The 16768-nt window shown below is 49.6% G+C and carries 20 protein-coding genes; 16 read left to right on the top strand and 4 right to left on the bottom strand.

Translation table 11 applies throughout. The features are described from left to right. The 12 genes from LKE33_13170 to LKE33_13115 all read left to right on the top strand — a co-directional run. Positions 1–1231, top strand: a 1231-nt coding sequence (locus LKE33_13170; protein ID MCH3951865.1) for a hypothetical protein, incomplete at its 5' end; no start/stop codon positions are given. After that, positions 1228–2349, top strand: a complete 1122-nt coding sequence (locus LKE33_13165) for an SPASM domain-containing protein (protein MCH3951864.1) — start codon at positions 1228–1230, stop codon at positions 2347–2349. The genes LKE33_13170 and LKE33_13165, both read left to right, overlap by 4 nt. Then, a complete protein-coding gene (locus LKE33_13160; GenBank protein MCH3951863.1) occupies positions 2324–2686 on the top strand; it encodes a hypothetical protein in 363 nt (120 codons plus the stop codon). The genes LKE33_13165 and LKE33_13160 overlap by 26 nt, the downstream gene beginning before the upstream one ends. Continuing rightward, on the top strand, positions 2686–3057 hold the full coding sequence (locus tag LKE33_13155; GenBank protein MCH3951862.1) for a hypothetical protein: 372 nt from the start codon (positions 2686–2688) through the stop codon (positions 3055–3057). The genes LKE33_13160 and LKE33_13155 overlap by 1 nt, the downstream gene beginning before the upstream one ends. A gap of 14 nt (positions 3058–3071) precedes the next feature. Then, positions 3072–3482, top strand: coding sequence for a Hint domain-containing protein (locus LKE33_13150; protein MCH3951861.1), 411 nt, complete (start codon positions 3072–3074; stop codon positions 3480–3482). Next, positions 3476–4306 (top strand): hypothetical protein, encoded by an 831-nt coding sequence (locus LKE33_13145; protein ID MCH3951860.1) that lies wholly within the window; start codon positions 3476–3478, stop codon positions 4304–4306. The genes LKE33_13150 and LKE33_13145 overlap by 7 nt, the downstream gene beginning before the upstream one ends. Before the next feature lies 1 nt (position 4307). Beyond that, the gene (locus LKE33_13140) at positions 4308–5270 is read left to right on the top strand and encodes a radical SAM protein (GenBank protein MCH3951859.1); all 963 of its coding nucleotides are present in this window, start codon (positions 4308–4310) and stop codon (positions 5268–5270) included. After that, positions 5267–5920: a hypothetical protein gene (locus tag LKE33_13135; protein ID MCH3951858.1), complete on the top strand. Its 654-nt coding sequence runs from the start codon at positions 5267–5269 to the stop codon at positions 5918–5920. Before LKE33_13140 ends, LKE33_13135 begins: the two co-directional genes overlap by 4 nt. A gap of 18 nt (positions 5921–5938) precedes the next feature. After that, positions 5939–6235 (top strand): hypothetical protein, encoded by a 297-nt coding sequence (locus LKE33_13130; protein MCH3951857.1) that lies wholly within the window; start codon positions 5939–5941, stop codon positions 6233–6235. Continuing rightward, positions 6220–6534 (top strand): hypothetical protein, encoded by a 315-nt coding sequence (locus LKE33_13125; protein MCH3951856.1) that lies wholly within the window; start codon positions 6220–6222, stop codon positions 6532–6534. The genes LKE33_13130 and LKE33_13125 overlap by 16 nt, the downstream gene beginning before the upstream one ends. Next, positions 6531–7085, top strand: a complete 555-nt coding sequence (locus tag LKE33_13120; GenBank protein ID MCH3951855.1) for an N-acetylmuramoyl-L-alanine amidase — start codon at positions 6531–6533, stop codon at positions 7083–7085. The genes LKE33_13125 and LKE33_13120 overlap by 4 nt, the downstream gene beginning before the upstream one ends. A 114-nt stretch (positions 7086–7199) precedes the next feature. Further along, positions 7200–7634, top strand: a complete 435-nt coding sequence (locus LKE33_13115) for a peptidase M24 (GenBank protein MCH3951854.1) — start codon at positions 7200–7202, stop codon at positions 7632–7634. 40 nt (positions 7635–7674) lie between these two features. Here the strand turns inward: LKE33_13115 and LKE33_13110 are convergent, their stop codons facing one another. The 4 genes from LKE33_13110 to LKE33_13095 all read right to left on the bottom strand — a co-directional run bounded on the left by LKE33_13110 (position 7675) and on the right by LKE33_13095 (position 10039). Then, on the bottom strand, positions 7675–8268 hold the full coding sequence (locus LKE33_13110; protein MCH3951853.1) for a hypothetical protein: 594 nt from the start codon (positions 8266–8268) through the stop codon (positions 7675–7677). Positions 8269–8369: 101 nt separating this feature from the next. Beyond that, positions 8370–8816 carry a hypothetical protein gene (locus LKE33_13105; GenBank protein MCH3951852.1) on the bottom strand — a complete coding sequence of 149 codons (447 nt, stop codon included), beginning with the start codon at positions 8814–8816 and terminating at the stop codon, positions 8370–8372. A gap of 40 nt (positions 8817–8856) precedes the next feature. Then, positions 8857–9582, bottom strand: coding sequence for a hypothetical protein (locus tag LKE33_13100; GenBank protein MCH3951851.1), 726 nt, complete (start codon positions 9580–9582; stop codon positions 8857–8859). Continuing rightward, the gene (locus tag LKE33_13095) at positions 9560–10039 is read right to left on the bottom strand and encodes a J domain-containing protein (protein MCH3951850.1); all 480 of its coding nucleotides are present in this window, start codon (positions 10037–10039) and stop codon (positions 9560–9562) included. The genes LKE33_13100 and LKE33_13095 overlap by 23 nt, the downstream gene beginning before the upstream one ends. Positions 10040–10446: 407 nt before the next feature. Here LKE33_13095 and LKE33_13090 point away from each other — a divergent pair, with 407 nt between their 5' ends. From LKE33_13090 to LKE33_13075, 4 genes are read left to right on the top strand one after another with little or no spacing between them, the layout of a single operon-like run. Further along, positions 10447–12054, top strand: a complete 1608-nt coding sequence (locus LKE33_13090) for a type I restriction-modification system subunit M (GenBank protein MCH3951849.1) — start codon at positions 10447–10449, stop codon at positions 12052–12054. Between the two features lie 12 nt (positions 12055–12066). After that, positions 12067–13281 carry a restriction endonuclease subunit S gene (locus tag LKE33_13085; GenBank protein ID MCH3951848.1) on the top strand — a complete coding sequence of 405 codons (1215 nt, stop codon included), beginning with the start codon at positions 12067–12069 and terminating at the stop codon, positions 13279–13281. Between the two features lie 12 nt (positions 13282–13293). Then, the gene (locus LKE33_13080) at positions 13294–16365 is read left to right on the top strand and encodes a type I restriction endonuclease subunit R (GenBank protein ID MCH3951847.1); all 3072 of its coding nucleotides are present in this window, start codon (positions 13294–13296) and stop codon (positions 16363–16365) included. Positions 16366–16422: 57 nt separating this feature from the next. After that, complete coding sequence (locus tag LKE33_13075; protein MCH3951846.1) at positions 16423–16725, top strand: hypothetical protein; 303 nt, start codon at positions 16423–16425, stop codon at positions 16723–16725. The last annotated feature ends 43 nt before the right edge of the window (positions 16726–16768 follow it).

The following is a 16768-nucleotide window of genomic DNA, read 5'->3' as shown; positions in this document are numbered from 1 at the left end:
CGGGGTTTCCGGAGCAAGGTCCTCCAAAACCTGGTCTGAAACAGCCCGGGCCTGGGCCGAAAGTGATGCAGCACCGGATGGAGTTTCCGGGGCCAAGTCTGCCAAGAGCTGGGCAACGATTTCTTCCCAAAAAGCGGCCGAAGCATCCACCAATGCCAAGGCAGCGGATACCAGTGCCAAAGCTTCTGCCAGCAGTGCGGCTGCAGCCAAGATGTCTCAGGAAGGAGCCACCACCCAGGCTACCCTGGCACGGCAAAGTGCCGAAAGTGCTGGGGAGAAGCTGGCCCAGATGCAGATTGACCTGAAAGTGAAAGCAGATGTGGACAGCCCGGTCCTTACGGGAACGCCTGTGGCACCGACTCCTGACAATAATGCCCAAAGTACCCAGATTGTCAATGTGGCCTATGTGAAGCAGAAAATTGCCGAACTGGTCAATGGCTCGGATGCTTCTCTGGATACCCTGAAGGAGCTGGCGGACGCCCTGGGAAATGACCCGAACTTCGCCACCAGCATCATGGCGGCCATTGGGAAAAAGTTGGACGCTACCGCAATGGCCCAGGCGGCTTTGGCCGATGGGAAGGGAAACAACATTGCAGAGACCTATGCCACCAAGGCGGAACTGACTGGAGAAACGGCAACTCTTGCAGCCGTGGCCAAAAGTGGAAGGTACAAGGATTTGCTGGAACGGCCTACCATTCCGGATAAAACCAGCCAGCTCACCAACGACAGCCGGTTTGTGGCAACGGATGAAACGGGGAATGTGACCTTGACCGGTACGCTGACGGCTGCGAAAGTCTACAACGCGGTGTATAACGACTACGCAGAATTCTTTCCTCGGGGTGGCGACACCCAACGGGGCGATATCATTGCCCTGGATGAAACCACTGGGAAAGAGCAGTATGGCCGGGCAACCTCCAGCAGTCAGTGTGTGGTGGGGGTCCATACAGAAGATTTTGCTTCCATCATTGGCGGCCGGACCCTTTCTCCAGGAGATGATATTCTGAAAACCAATCTGCCCACTTATATCCCGGTAGCCCTGGCCGGCCGTGTGCCCGTCCGCATGTACGGGAAGGCCAAGAAGGGCGGCTGGGTGATCCCTTCCGAAATGCCTGGGGTAGGCCGGATGGCCCTTCCGGGAGAAAATCTTACCCAGGCGGTGGGACAGATCGTGAAGGACGATACCGCAGAAAACGTGCGGCTGGTGAAGATCATGGTAAGGAGTGGAAGATGAAATACCTCAGACGAAATATCAATACCGTATTCCTCATGCTGGGGAATTCCTGCAATATGAATTGTGCCTACTGCCTGCAGCATCCCCTGGTGCATAAGCCATTGACGAAAGACGTGAACCCCGAAATCTACGACTTCCTGGAAGAGATTTCTCGGGAGAATGCCCGGCCTCTCCACCTGCAGTTCTACGGCGGGGAGCCTCTGTTGTACTTTGGCACCATCCAGGAAGTAACCAAGGAAATCGAAAAAAGAAAACTCCCTATGACCTTTGGAATCATCACCAATGGACGGGCACTGACGGACGAAATGGTCCGTTTTTTTAATGCCCGGAATTTCACGGTCTGTGTTTCCTGGGATGGGCCTCATGTGAAGGAAACGAGAGGGTATGATGTGTTTTCCGTGCCGGAAATCCGGGAACGGATCCTGGCCCTGGAACATCTCTGTCTTTCTGCGGTTCTTTCCGCCAAAGCCTATCCCAGGGAAGTCCTCCAGGCTTTCCAGCAGATTTCGGAAGAGTACAGCGCCATCCATGGCTACCAAATTGCGGTGAACCTGGATGAAATCATGGATACCGGCCTTCCTAAGAAGGACCTGCTGGCTATCGACTACGGACGGGTAACGCGGGAGATGAAGGAAATGACCCTCCGGTTCCTGGATGGCTTCGGGAAAAGGGTTCCTGTAGAAAGGTACACAGAAGAAGCTTACATCCTCCAGTTATTCCATGCTTTGAAGGAATTCTACCTGACAGGAAAAGGAAAGTGGAATCGGTATACTGCTGCCTGCGGGAATGGTCTCACGGTGTTGAATCTGGATCTCCAGGGAAATCTCTACCCTTGCCATAATACATCACGGAAGGTTGGCACCATCCGTGATTGTTACTTTTCGTATTTGCAGCGGATCCTTGCGGGAGATCATACTCGTGAACACAGAAAAGAGTGCTTATCCTGCACGGCCCTCGCCTTTTGCCAGGGAGGCTGCAAGCTGGTGGGGGACAAGGCCCGGAAGGAATCTTACTGCAAGTTCAAACGGGCCGTCTTTACCCCGGTCCTCATGGCCATTCAGCAGTACGGGCAGAAGCTATTGGAGAAGAACCATGGCAAAGAACGGAACCATCAATAAAACCACCTTCACGGACACGACAGCCCTCACAGATACCAGTGAGCTGAAGGTGAAGGCCATCCATGTGACGGAACTCCAGACGGCCCTGGAACAGCTCAATGCCTACGGGGCCAATGTGGACAACTGCGGAAACTGCACCTTCTGCCAGTCGTGCCAGAAATGCCAGACCTGCCAGGGATGTCAGAGCCAGAAATGTCAGTCCAGTTCCTGCCAAACCTGCCAGAGCATCAGCCAGTGCAGCTCGAGAAACTGCACCTGCCAGACGAGAGGGCAATGTGACTGCAACTGCTCTGGTGGCAACTGTAACTGTTCGGATGATTCGGGAGGAGGGCCATAATGGCAAGTCAGAACGAGATTGTATGGAAGAAGGACCTGACGGACATCCAGTCGGGACTGGAAAACCTTGCCACAAAGACGAAGATTTCCATCGACCTTTCCTCGATGAACTATGACAAGGTGAAGAAAATCAACGTGGCAGCCCTGGAAACAGCGGTGAACAAACTAGAGGAGGCCTTTTCGGGAAACTGTTGCCAGGCCAACTGCTGCCAGACTTGTCAGGGGTGCCAGTCTTGCCAGACATGCCAGGGATGCCAAAAATGCCAGACCTGTCAAGGGTGCCAAACCTGCCAGGGGTGCCAGAAATGCCAGTATTACATGACCCAGAACTGCAATTGCGACTGCAACTGCAATTGCTCGGATGACAGCTAAAGGAGGAACAACTTATGATCATTGCAAAAGGAAACGTAAGTACGGCGGAAGGGCCTGTGCCGGTAGAGAATCTAAAACCGGGAATGCTGGTGGTGGACCGGGGCCATCGGGCAAGGAACCTGCTGATGGTAGAACAGGTCCAGCTCCATCAGACACTCCATTTTGAACGGAACAAAGACCTGGTCCTGGCGGGGAACAGCCTTCTTTTCACCCTTACTGGGTTGCGAAGCGCCATCTCCCTCAAAGGCGTGCGGAAGGCTATGAATGGACGAATCCAGATGCTCTTTGAAGGGAGAAAGATGCAGGAGGATGTGATGAAAATCAAAAAGGAAGAAGTCACCGGCTATCGCCTGACCATCGAGGGTGGCAAGGATGTCCTGGTCAATGGGTACGATGTAGCAGACAAGGAGGAAGGGGTATGCTGAAGATCTATTACAACGAGGAATCCAATGCTGACTACCTGATACACCTGACTCTCCGGGGCGATTACTGCAAGGCGGAATGCACCAGCAATAGCGAAAGCCGGAAGGGAGCGGATGTGATCGAGACCATGCATCCTTACAGTTCCTACGTTCTTACAGAAGGAAACGGGACCGTGAAACTGTTCCGCCGTCCCATGGCCTCGGACTACCGGTTCCTTGACCTTAACCGGCTGGGGGTATCCATCAAACTGGACTTTGCCGTTCTGACCCAGCTTTATGGAAATACCACCATCCTCGATATCGATACGGGCATCATGGCGGAAGGCCAGCGGGATATTATAGTGCGGATGTTCAACGGGCAGAAGGAAAACCTGACCATTGACTCGGACCAGGAATACGAACTGCTGCCCTTTCACACCAGCGACCTGATTCTGGGGGACCATCCCCGGATGACCTTGTGGGACAGCTACAGTCTTTCTGCCAACGGACGGGAGCTGATGGCCAACCGGAAAGGGTACCTCATCGACGGGGATCCGGAAGAACCCTTCGTCCCGGAAGGGAGCAGGGACTACATCGACTTTACCATCCAGAAGTACAAGGGGGACTTCTCCACCAGGGAAAAGCTCACAAGAGATATGGATGACGAGGAAGTCTTTGTGGAATCTTCTGCGGGCCTTGTGAACAACAGACGGGTAAGGCTTGTAAAGGGAACGGGCAGTTTCCGCCTGTATCCCTTTGGGTACGAAGGCCCGGTGAAGATTAAGCTGGGGAGAAAGTGGTACGAAGTGTGGAACGACTATCTGGTATTTGTGGGAAAGCAGGATTGATATGCAGAAAAATGGTATGGATTTGTCTACAAAGTATCAAATCACCCTTTATCTAGGGAGCCAGTGCAACCTGCATTGTGCCTACTGTCACCGGGAGGCATCGGACGGGGAAGGAGAAATCGCGGAGAGCTTTCTGGAAGAACTGAAGTGCAATCCGCCTTCTTCCATCAAGTTCATGGGCGGGGAGCCTCTCCTTTACATGAAGGAGATCCGGAAAGTGGTGGCTGCGGTGCCTAAAGCGAAATTTGCGGTGAGCACCAACGGCATCGGCATCGAAAAGCACCTGGAGTACTTCCGGGAGCACCGTTTCCAGATTTGCATCAGCTATGACGGGGCGGAAAAGGACTTGCGGGGGTATGATCCTTTCACTGCTCTCTGGGATTACCCGGACCTGGCGGTTTCCACCACCCTGTACCATGGGAATACGGACCTGGGAGCCATTATGGCAAAGTTCCGGGAGAAGGAGAAAGTCATCGGACGGAACCTGTCCTTCTTCCCGCATCTCATGCATGTAACCAACGAGACCAACCGGAAGTATGCTCTGACCCGGGAGGACTATGATTCCATCCTGGAACAGTACAAGAAGTATGTGGGGTTGTATCTGTCCCGGCTGAAACGCTTCGGGATAAAAGATCTGCGGTATGAAGGACTTTACCAGACCCTGGAACGGCGCAGGGAGGTTCAGTACATTTACGGAGAAACCTACTGCAGCAACCGGACCATCCGGAAGGTGGATACCAAAGGACGGCAGTATCCGTGTCTTTATATCCGCCGCCAGGGGCTTTCCGATAACTGGTTGAAGGAACAGCAGGATCTCCTGGATGCCTTGAGTCCCGAATGCCGCCAGTGCTCTGTTTACGGCATGTGCGGCGGGGCCTGTATCGTCAGCCAGGTGCATGCTCAGGAGTGCCGGTTCTACAAGGCCCTCTACACCTGGTTCCAGAAGGAAGTGAACCGGCTATGAACCATCTCTTTATCTTCCTGGAGGCGGTGCAGACAACGGATACCATTTCCCTGGATCTGGAAGAAAGGCGACTGAGCTTCTCCTGCAGCAACAAACGAGTGGCCATCAACCTGGATGCCCTTCGGAGCGGGTCCTCCACGGTGATCCTGAAGAACCCCATCACAGGGTCCGTGTATCCCCTGTTCAACTTCCGGGAGATTCTCCAGGTGATGGATCTGGGGCCCCAGGAGCTGCTGCGGACTCTGAGTCTGTGCTCCTTTGTGCAGATTGACAAGTACGGGAAGGATACCTTTATGAAGGTGTTCCTGCCCAAGGGCCAGCCGGAACTCCGAAGCCGCACTCATGACTTCTCCCGTTTTCCTCATGTAGCCATGGCCGACCTCCACAAACTGGACCGGGCCTTTAGCTGGAGTGTGCATCATGTGAAGGCCCGGATCCATTATGGTCGGATCGAGGGAAGCCTGGTGTTTGAACGATCTGCCTTCTGGAAGGAGCCGGTTTATGTGAGCCACGCCGGCCAGACCCAGGAGCTGACCCAAGGGGAGAACTGGTTCTCCTTTGCCTGGAGTCCTACGGAAGACGTGTACTGCGGCACCGAAAAGGGACGGTACAAAGGCCGGGCTCTCCATGTTTCGGGAGATCGAAGATAACAGAAAGGAGGGAAGACCATGAACTTCATTAGCTACACTTTTGTGAACGCGGTAATCAGTGCCCTGGCAGTCTTCGGGTGCTGGCTGATCCTGCGGCCACAAAAAATCGAGAACCAGGCGCTCCACAAAAGCATCGACAACAACACCAAAGCTCTGGAAGATTTGACGGGGCTCATCAATGAAATGCGGGTGGCCCAGGCGGGCATCGAGACCAATATCGACAACCTGTGGCACCGGTACAAGGACCTGAAGGGAGAAGTGGACCGCATCCACGATCACAGTAATCTGGGGAATCCGCCATGTTTGAAAAAGTAAAAGGGATACTGACTAAAGGCCTGGATGCGGTGAAAGCACGCCTGAACCAATTCCAGCAGCCCATCAAATGGATCGTCATAGGGTATCTTGTGACGGTCTTTCTTTTTGTGCTTTCCTACTATGGCTTCTGGCTGTATCTGGCGGTGACGGGGAAAATCCAGCTGCCGGACCTTCTGGCCATGGTGCGGGAACTGGTCGGGCCTGCCATGGTGGGGTTTGTCACCTTCATTGCAGGCTGCTTTGTGGATCTTGACGGGAACGGCATCCCGGACCACTTTGAAAAGGAGGAGAAGAAATGAAGATTTTTATCAATCCAGGGCATATGCCCGGTGTGGACAGCGGGGCTGTCAATGACAAATACGGCGTCACGGAAGCCGGTATCGTGAAGAAAATCGGGGCAGGAGTCCAGCAGTACCTGAACCGGGTGGGTTATGACTGCCTGCTGGTCCAGTCCGACAATCTCTGCGGGGAGTCTCCCAATTATACCAACATTTGTGCCAGTGCCAACGGGTGGCAGGCGGACCTGTTCCTGTCCATCCACTGCAATGCGGCAGCTGCAGAAGAAGCCCAGGGGACGGAAACTCTGGTGTACAGCAGTGACAGTGCAGAAGTCTGCGGTCTGGCGGAATGCATCCAGAACCAGATTGTCCAGAGCCTGGGGACCGTGGACCGGGGCGTAAAGGAACGGCCGGGGCTGGCGGTGCTCCGGGAGACGGATATGCCGGCGGTCCTGGTGGAAACGGCGTTCATCACCAATGAGGAAGATGTACAGCTCCTGATGAACCGGAAGAACGAATTTGCCCGTGCCATTGCCCGCGGGGTGACGGATTATGTGGCCCAGAAAGGATGAGGACCATGGACATGTGGCGGATCAGCGATGAATTTCTTCTGGGCTATCTGTTGGGCATCCTGACCGGGGTGCTTCTCTTTACCCTGGTCATCTGAAGAAAGAGGGTGGGGATCATTGAGAAAAAGCGCCTGGTGCTTATTGCTGTGCTTGTTGTTGTCCTTTCCGCAGGTCTCCTGGGCCTCTACGTATTCCATAACAGAAGAGGAACTGACCCAGTTGGAAAGCCATATCAGCGAGCTGCAGACCATCAACAGCAGATTACAGAAGGAATCCAGTCAGCAGAAGAAACGCATGGAGGAATTGGAAACGCAATTGACCGCAGCGCAGAACGAATTGCAGAAAGCCAGGGAACAGTCCAGTCTGCTCGGGAGTCAGTTGAAAGAACTGGAGAGGACCTCGATCAGGCAGGAAGAATCCTTGCGGATTGCCAACGAATCCTTAGCCGCGTACGAGAAAGAAAACAATAGAACACAGAAAAGGCTGAAAGCCCAGCGGAACCTGGCTTACGGGATAGGGACAGTGCTGCTGGCGGCTTTGGTGCGGAAATGAAGAGGGCCATGGTGGGGGAAATCCTACCATGGCTCTATTTTTATCTATATTTATAATATCCTGTACCATTTAATTGATTTGCCGTACTTTGGGAAACGGGATGTGGTGCACTGTCTTTTAGAATTGCTTCAGCTGCAGAGTCTTTGTACATTATCTCTGATCCAAAATTTCCTTCTGCATTAAAAAGTTGTTGATCGGTGTTAGTATCAAAAATCTTGAAGCTTTTCATTACGACACCGAAGGCACCTTTGGCTGCAATTTTATAGCTACATATAATTGTACCTGCATAAGTGCCTGACCCCATCGTTGTTCCGTGGACATTTAATGGGACAATTTTAACTTGGAACTGAAAACTGTGGTTGTTATACTCATGGTGGTTATCACCAGTATCTGTTGAATGGTCATGTTTATAATAGACATCATATGGTAACTGACTTTCAGAATCCCTCATAGACGTAATTCCGCGAAAGGTTGTTAGATGATTGATTAAATACATATCTACATTATGTGCAACTGGTGGGGTCCATAACAGACCAAATCGCCCAGCGTAAATCCAGTCGTCATCCGCTGCAGAGACTGATGATGAAAACGCAAAGGTAAAAAGTGCAACAAGTATGAAAAAGAATTTTTTCATTTTTTCCAACCTCCCTATGTGAATAAAATTAAATTAATATAATGGCTTTTTATTATATACCAAATATTTTGTAATATTTATTATAGTTATAGTTTTGTCATTTAAGTTGACTTTGCTTTTTTTGAATAATTTTTGAGATAGAAGTATTTAGCAATTTTGTATATCTTTTCTGAAGCGGTTTCAGGAACAACTGGTTTCCAAATTCGATTATTTTCATCATCTTCTATTTGATCTATGAGATTCCAATTCATATCATAAACATATACATTATTCATCGAGAGCTTTCTATTTATAAGATCTACAGTCCAGTCACATTCCATTATCTCTTCTTTTGGAGAATTTCTATAAAACAACAACCATAAATTGACCTTTTTATAGCCATCTTCTTTTCTTGCATAGATTGATTGTCTATCAAACCATATACTTCTAGTAGAATTTGATGCAATCCATGTCCATCGCTTAGGATTTGGTTGAAACTCTGCAAAACAAGGTGTTAGAAAGCAAGAAAACATTGCAATAAGTAGAAAAACATTAATTATTTTTTTCATTTTAACCTGCTTCTTTTCAACAAAACGGTACTTGCTAGAACTAAATTTCATCTATAGAAATTTCGTCCATGCGTGTGTTTCCATTCCTTACCGTAAACAGTGTCAAACTATAGCTCGTATATTGAATTCCATCTCCAAAGGGACTGGGTTTTTCTTCTATTTTTACTGGTTGTGATTTTGACCCAGCCTTAGCATCTTGTTCTTCATAAAGATATTTAAAACGGACATCATAATTTCCAGGAGTTATATTTTTTGCTGTGAATTTTTCACCCTCTCTAATGGTAAAACACCGTACAGGTCTAGGGGAGCCATCTAAGGACCAAATCCTCACATAAACTGGTGCACTGTTCTGGGAATTGTCGACTTCGATTGTGCTATACCCTTTATTATTTTTAATGGGCTCTCCTTTGACATATCCTGTAACTACACCTTTTTTGGGGGTCAATTTAGAAGAGGGTTTTACTGGAGCTGCTTTAGCAGGGGCTTTATTTACTGCTTTATATGGAGCTTTTGGCGGTTGAGATTTTTTACTTGTAGAATTCGATGAACTTACGCCTGCAAAAATTATTAAGCCCCATATAGCAAATGCAACAGCTTGCAATAATTTAAATCCAGAAGATCGCCTAGAACTTATGATAATGTATGAATCCATGGAAGGACTCAAAACACGATATTCTTTTATAGGAAAAACAGGAATCCATAGAATGGTAAACCAGTATGATTTAATATAGCTCCCGCTATATTTATCTTCTTCTTTTTTTTCCAATTAAGGTAAAGCCAATCCCGTTTACTCGCCTTAATGTTAATGGATCCTCTGGATTGTATATTTTTTCACCATTTTCTTTGGCTAAATGTAAGGCACGGAGAATACAAATTTGCAATGGTGATAGGTCATCGGATGTACTGTTATCTTGATATTGTTGCCTCTGTCTTTCGGTTGTGTTTTGGGATGAATTTCTTGCTGAAGAAGATGTGTTTCGACTCTGATTATTTTGGGCCGATTCCCTGGAAGTACCATTTCTTCGAGAATCATAAGTTCTTCTTTTTTCTGGGTCGCTCAGTACACTATAGGCTTCATTTAAAAGTGCCATCTTTTTGACGGCAAACTCCTTATCCGGATATACATCAGGATGATATTTTTTGGCTAAAATGAAATAAGCTTTTTTTATAATTTCTGGAGAGGCTTTTGGATGTACCTCTAAAATCTCGTAATAATCAACCATTTAAAATGCCTCCTGAAGGATATCTCTAAGAAAATGACTCCATCTGAGATTGCAAATAACAAATGACAACCTATAGATAATTTAATCCTTCCTCGGGAATAATTTAGGTGAATAAATACATTGATGATTTTATTCTATCGTATTTTTGAAATTAATGCATCATAAAAAATATTTCAACGATAATGCAGAAATATCTAAAGTTTAGAGAGAAATCTGGCTTCTGAAACAAGTATAGAATTTTAAGTGTCCTAAAATTCGAACTGTGTCTATGCTATAATAAATAATAGCGTAACCGATGAGGAAAAGAAGGAATACAGAGAACTGAGAAATGAAAGAGAAATGGTTCTATGATAAAATAGAATCATCTCAGAAAAATTTCTACTTTTGGCCAAAGGAGATTCACAACCATGAACAACGAAGAAAAAAGCCTGGAACAGGTTCTGTGGGATTCTGCCAACGTGATGCGCCAAACCATGGGGGCAGCGGACTACATGAACTATGCCCTGGGCCTTATTTTTTACAAGCATCTGTCTGATAAAACCCTGGAAGCGGCAGCCGATGCCCTGGTGGATTCCGGAGAACTGGAAGAAGAGGCAGTGACCACGGAAGAGGCCCGCCAGGCTGTGTACAAGAAATATTACGAGGATGAAGAATTCCATGATGACCTGCTGGAAACCATGAATATGGATTATGAAATCAAGCCGGACTTTACCTTTACTGCTTTGATGGATTCCATCCGGAAGCAGCAGTTCCAGCTGGAAAATCTGAACCAGGCGTTCCGGGATATTGAACAGTCCAATTCGGACCTTCTGGGCCATCTGTTCGACGATGTGGACCTGTATTCTACCAAGCTGGGGTCCACGCCCCAGAAACGGAACGACATGATTGCCCAGGTGATGACGGCCCTGGCGCCCCTGAACCTGGACAGCCACAGCGGGGACGTGCTGGGGGATGCCTATGAATACCTGATCGGCACCTTTGCTTCGGATATGGGCCAGAAGGCGGGAGAATTCTATACCCCCCAATCGGTTTCCCAGCTGCTGACTCACATTGTAACCTGGGGCCAGGAAGCCAAAAAGGGGTTCAGTGCCTACGATCCGGCCATGGGATCCGGTTCCCTGCTGCTGAATGTACGCCATTATATCAAGGATGTGGATTCCATAGAGTATTACGGCCAGGAAATCAAAACATCCACCTATAACCTGGCCCGGATGAATATGATCATCCACGGCATTGCCGCCACCAACCAGCATCTGCGGAATGCGGATACCCTGGACCGGGACTGGCCCAGTGATGAAGTGACGACTTTTGACGGGGTGATGATGAATCCGCCCTATTCCCAGCACTGGAGTGCGGACAAGGGGTTCCTCAATGACCCCCGGTTTTCCGATTACGGGGTTCTGGCCCCCAAATCCAAGGCCGACTATGCCTTTTTGCTCCATGGCCTATACCATCTGCGGGATTCCGGTACCATGGGCATCGTCCTGCCCCATGGGGTGCTGTTCCGGGGTGCTGCGGAAGGGAAGATCCGCCAGAAGCTGCTGGAAAAAGGCAATATCTATGCGGTAATCGGCCTCCCGGCGGGGATTTTCTATTCCACCGGCATCCCTACCATCATCATGGTGCTGAAAAAAGACCGCCCCGGCCGGGATGTGCTGTTCATCGACGGCAGCCAGGAATTTGAAAAAGGCAAGGCCAAGAACACACTGACCCCGGCCAACATCCAGAAGCTGTTCCAGGCCTATGTGGACCGGAAGGACGTGGACAAATTCGCCCATGTGGCCTCCTTTGAAGAAATCCAGGAAAACGACTTCAACCTGAACATCCCCCGGTATGTGGATACCTCCGAACCGGAACCGGAAATCGATCTGGGAGAAGTGAATAGGGAACTGGCGGATACCAACGCACAGATCCAGGCAGCCGAAAAAGAACTGGCGGACATGATGGGAGACCTGACCACCACCGATCTCAAGAAGGCTAAAGACCTTCAGGACCTGCTTCACCTGTTTCAGTAAGGAGATGGGATGATGAAAAAAGAAATGAAAAAGGTTCCGGCGGTACGGTTTACGGGGTTTACGGGCGATTGGGAACAGCGGAAGTTGGGAGAAATTGCTGATAAAGTTACCTCGAAAAATAAAGAGCATAGGTACAAGGAGACGTTAACAAATTCTGCAGAGCAGGGAATTGTAAGCCAAAAGGAATATTTTGACCATAGTATTTCCAACATTGAAAATATAAATGGTTATTATGTAGTAGAAGATAATGACTTTGTCTATAATCCTAGAATCTCGACTTCTGCACCTGTAGGACCAATCAATCGCAATAAATTAGGCAGAACGGGTGTAATGTCTCCTCTCTACACTGTTTTTAAACCTCATGAAATTGATGAATCGTATCTTGAATGGTTTTTTAAGAGCAGCCATTGGTATAAATTCATGTATTTGAATGGGGATACTGGTGCTCGTTCTGATAGATTTGCCATTAAAGACAGTGTTTTTTTCAAAATGCCCATATCAGTGCCTACTTTTGAGGAACAATATAAAGTTGGTGATTTTTTAAATGAGGCTGACCACCTTCTCACCCTCAACCAGCAGAAACTGGACCAGCTGAAAAAGCTGAAAGCCTATTTCCTCCAGAACCTATTCCCGGCCAAAGGGGAGAAGGTCCCGAAAATCCGGTTCAAAGGGTTTACGGGGGATTGGGAAGAACGGAAAATCGGAGATTGTTTTGATGAACGAAAAGAGGGTATGCCCAATGGTGAATTGTTATCAGTTACAATAAATGAAGGTGTAAAACGATTTTCTGAACTGGAAAGACATGACAGTTCAAATCAAGACAAGTCGAAATATAAAAAGGTCTGTATAGGTGATATTGCTTATAATTCTATGAGAATGTGGCAGGGAGCAAGTGGAGTTTCAACCTATGAAGGAATTGTAAGTCCAGCGTATACAATTTTAAAACCAAAGAATGGAATCAATTCAAAATTTGTATCTTATTTATTTAAGAAAAAAGATATACTGTATATTTTTCAAGTCAATTCGCAAGGAATCACTTCAGATAATTGGAACTTAAAATTTCCGATATTAAGTAAAATTTCTATCAGAGTACCGGCATCGATTAAAGAACAAAATAAAATTGCTAAGCAAATGGAAAAAATAGATGATATTATCACACTCCACCAGCAAAAAATAGCTCAATTCCAGGCAGTAAAAAAATTCCTGCTGCAAAATCTGTTTGTATAAGGGGGAACCTGTATGACTTCCTATGAATCGGAAGAAAGCATGGAACAGCACCTGCTCCGGCAGCTGACGGAACAGCAGTCCCAGTGGACACTCCGGGAGGACCTTCACACCATCCAGGACCTGTGGGACAATTTCCGGCGGATCTTGGTGAACAACAACAAGGAGCTGTTTGACGCCCATCCCCTCACCGATGGGGAATTCCTCCAGGTGCAGAACCAGCTCCGATTCCCCACCTTTTACGACGGGGCCAAGTGGATGCTGGGCGAAAACGGGGTGGCCCGGGTGGATATCCAGCGGGAAGACGCCAGCCTGGGCACCATCCACCCGGTGGTGTTCAAACGGGTGGATATTGCCGGGGGTTCTTCGGTGTACGAAGCGGTGCACCAGATCCAGTTCCCCCGGAGGGAGGCTCTGGACCGGAACCGCCGGGGAGACGTGACCCTCCTCATCAACGGGCTGCCCATGATCCATATCGAACTGAAGAACCGGGCCCATCCCTATATGGAGGCCTTCAACCAGATTAAGAAATACCTGAAAGAAGGAGTGTTCCGGGATATTTTTTCCACCCTCCAGATGTTCGTGGTATCCAACGGGACGGATACCCGGTACATTGCGGCCGCTGCGGAAAGCAGTCTGAATCCCCAGTTTCTGTCCCTGTGGCTGGATGACAAGAACCAGCCCCAGACCGACTATCTGTCCTTTGCCCGGGAGGTATTGTCCATTCCCGCGGCCCATCGGATGGTGTCCCAGTATACGGTGTTGGACAGTGAACGGAAGGCCATCATCCTGCTCCGGCCCTACCAGATCCACGCCATCGAAGCGGTGAAAAACGCCGTGAATCCCTATACGGACGGGGGCACCCAGTCTGGCTTCATCTGGCACACCACCGGGAGCGGCAAGACCCTCACTTCCTACAAAACGGCCCATTACCTGACCCAGATCCCCAGTGTGGACAAGGTGATCTTCGTGGTGGACCGGAAGGACCTGGACAACCAGACCACCGGGGCTTTCCAGGCCTATGCCCAGTATGACACCATCGATGTGAACGAAACGGACAACACCGGGGACCTGGTCAGGAAGCTCCAGGCCAAAGGCGGGGATGTGATCGTCACCACCATCCAGAAGCTCCAGATTGTTATGAAGCGGTACCCGGAAGGGTGCGACAAATACGAAAAGCTCCACAAGCTCCGGCTGGTGTTTGTAGTGGATGAATGTCACCGGGCGGTATCCCCGGCAGCCCAGGCTCAGCTGGACCAGTATTTTACCCGGCCCCTGTGGTACGGGTTCACCGGCACCCCGATTTTTGAACAGGATGCCAAGAACAGCGCCGGGAATCTGCCCAAGACCACCCAGGAACAGTACGGCAAGTGCCTCCACCGGTACACCATCAAAGAAGCCCTCCACGACGGGGCTGTGCTGGGGTTCCAGGTGGAATACCACAATACCTTCGACATGGAAGAACTGGCCCGGGAGAACCATGTAACCGGCTGGGAAGAAGACCAGGACGGGTTCAGCGTGGAAAAGGCCCTGCTCCGGGAGAAAATCCTGGATGCCGCCTACGAGGACGAAGGGCACATGCGCCAGGTGGTGGATTTCATCATCAACCGTTCCAGCGGCAAGTTGGGACTGGACCGGGGGAAGGGGAACAACTTCACCGCCATTCTCACCACCAGTTCCATCCAGCAGGCCCAGCGGTATTATAAGCTGTTCCAGGATGTGAAGGCGGGGAAGGTGCCGGGGCTGGAAGTGAGCAGCACCATCAAACGGAAGCTGGCGGATTTCCCCAAAGTGGCCATTACCTATTCCGTTACGGAAAATGAGGATAACAGCACGGTGAATCAGGACCGGATGAAGGAATCCCTGCAGGATTACAACGAGATGTTCGGTACCCAGTTCGGCCTGGACCAGCTGAACGCCTACAACGCCAATGTAAACGACCGTCTGGCCCGGAAAAAGGCCCAGTACCAGGTGCGGGAAGCCCAGCTGGACCTGGTGATCGTGGTGGACCGGCTGCTTACCGGGTTCGATGCTCCCTGTCTGTCCACCCTGTTCATCGACCGGAAGCCCATGCGGTCCTATGGGATCATCCAGGCCTTTTCCCGGACCAACCGGCTGTTTGACAGCCAGAAACGGTTCGGGCAGATCGTCACCTTCCAGGTGCCGGCCCATTTCAAACGGGCGGTGGATGAGGCCATGACCCTGTATTCCGCCGGGGGCGGCAGCTTTGTCCAGGCACCCACCTGGGAAGAAGCGGAAAAGAAATTCCGGGAAGCCCTGGGGAAACTCCGGCAGATTGCAGACCGCCCGGAAGCGGTGGATGGGCTGACGAAAAAGCAGAAAATCAGCTTTTTGAAGGCCTTTCGGGATTTTGACGATGCTTACGGGGATATCCAGGTGTATTCTGAATTCCAGGACCGGGACCTGGAACGGGATTACAAGATTGCCGAAGAAATCATCGAAGGGTACAGCGGCAAGTTCCGGAATGTAAAGGAAGAATTGAAGAAGGACCCGGGGGATGGCGGGGACGAAGAAGTGAACACCGCCATCAACTACGAGCTCCGGTGCTGGCACAGGGACCAGATCGATGAGGATTACATCCTGAAACTGATGGAAGCCACCCGGCCCGATGAATCGGCCCTGATGATTGCGGACAGTGCCAAAAACCAGAAGATTTTCCAGGAAATCGCCGAAGAAATCGAGCGGTTCCGGAAGACCAATCCGGCCAGAGCCCAGATCCTGGAAGAAATCTGGCAGGAATACCGGGACAACCCGGCAGCCTTTGTGAACCAGAGCTTCGTGGATGTGATGAACGACCGGGTGCGGGCCAAAGCAAAGGCCATCATCGACAGCTTCGCCCAGGAATGGTGCGTGGACCCGGAAGCCCTGGAATTTTTCATGGAAACCTACGATGCAGGAAAAGACCCCCACGACAAACAGGTGAACCAGGACGCCTTGAAGAAGAACAGCCATGTAAAAGAATACCGGAAGACTCATCCGGATATCGGGTTGAAGTACTGGGGACATTTGTTGGGGGCTATCAGGATGATGTACGTGGAAAAGCTCCAGAAGCTGATTGAGCAGTAAGAATAGCAGCCTCTTTTGAGGATGCTTCCGATTGCTGAATATGGAAGGGATGCTTTTATGGAAAAGTGGACAGAAAGAGAAATCGATCTAAGTGAGTATATGGGATATTATGTCACATGTACCGCATTGGAATTATTTTTTGCAGGGATGGATAAGAAAGACTTGCAAGAAATGATTGAAAGAAATCCCGCAGATAAAGAAGAAATCCTAAAATTACGTACAAGAGCTGGAGAATATTTTACTTCGCTTGATATAACGGTAAACAAAGCGGCACTTATTTTAATGAATATTGGAGAAAAAGGCCTATGTGAAAGGGAATCGGGAACCTTGGGCCGTTTATGCACATCATCGGCTCAATAAAAGAGTAAAGTGGCCGATGATTATTACGGCAGTCGTGATACTG

This window comes from Acidaminococcus sp. (genome assembly GCA_022482815.1).
Taxonomy (GTDB): Bacteria; Bacillota; Negativicutes; order Acidaminococcales; family Acidaminococcaceae; genus Acidaminococcus.
Note: the sequence above shows the minus strand (reverse complement) of the source record. Positions and strands in the feature narration are given on the sequence as shown.